A 1,214-nucleotide genomic window follows, 5' to 3' on the forward strand; every position below is an offset into this window, starting at 1 on the left:
CGTTCTTGATGACTATGTTCTTGGACCGTCCAGAATTAGTGTCTTTGGCAGAAACGTTGAGAATTCCGTTGGCGTCCAAAACGAAGGTAACGTCGATTATTGGTACTCCTTGGGGAGCCGGTGGTATTCCGGTGTGGTCAAGTGTTCCCAGAAGGTTACTGTCCTTTGTCATGGCTCTCTCTCCCTCGAAAACTTGAATGGTGACAGCAGGCTGATTGTCCGAGTACGTGGTGAAAGTGTTCTTTTGTTTGCAAGGTATTCTGGCGTTGCGTTCAATGAATTCCCCATGAACCTACTGTCTCGATTCCGAGCGACAGCGGAACAACGTCTACCAACTCTGATCTCCGCTGAGAATGGTCGCCTGAACAGCTGTGCCATATGCGACTGCTTCGTCCTGATGTATGGTAAGGTTCTACGATTTTACGTTGAAGAGGTTCTGCAGCAAGCTCTGTATTTTTGGAATGCGAGTAGAAACTCCGACCAGCACCACATCGTGAATCGACGACTTGTCTATCTTAGCATCGTTCAAAGCCTTCTTCATCGGCTGAAGCATGCTCCTAAACAGGTCGGCGCAAAATTATTCGACCCTGGCTCTGAACGCTTTTGTGTAGAAGTCGATACCTTCGTGAAGGGCGTTTATATCGATGTTGGCCTCGATGCTGGAAGTCAGCGTTCTTTTCGCTCGCTCTGCTGCTGGCCTTACGCGACGAAGGGCTCTTAGGTTGTTGCGAATGTCCTTGGGGAGATTCCTTTTGAACTCGTCAGCCAAGAGTTTGACAAGTCTGTTATCAAAGTCTTCTCCTTCAAGATGCTTATCGCCGGCTGTAGCTTTCACTTCAAACAGCGATCCCTCGTCGATGGTCACGATAGAAACATCAAAGGTACCGCCTCCCAGATCGAAAATCAGAACGTTCCTCTCGACTTTCAGGTTTTTGTCTAGACCGTAAGCCAGAGCAGCTGCGGTAGGCTCGTTTATGATCCTGAGGCCGGCTATGGTGCCCGCGTCTTTGGTGGCTTGACGCTACGAGTCGTTGAAGTACGCTGGAACCGTGATTAGATCATCTGTGACTGTTGTACCCAAAAAGGATTCTGCGGTTTCCTTCATTTTCGTCAGCACCATAGATCTGATTTCTTCTGGAACAAATGTTTTGATTTCACCTTTGTGCTCCCGACGTATCTTGGGTGTGCCACAGTCGTTCACAACGTTGAAAGGC

1 pseudogene is annotated in these 1,214 nt (G+C 48.7%); it reads right to left on the reverse strand.

What is annotated here, in order from left to right:
- A pseudogene (locus tag MAGTDC_RS05535) lies at positions 1–1,201 on the reverse strand (Hsp70 family protein); the annotation flags it as partial.
- Positions 1,202–1,214 lie beyond the last annotated feature (13 nt).

The sequence above is a fragment of the Candidatus Hodgkinia cicadicola genome, assembly GCF_002774925.1.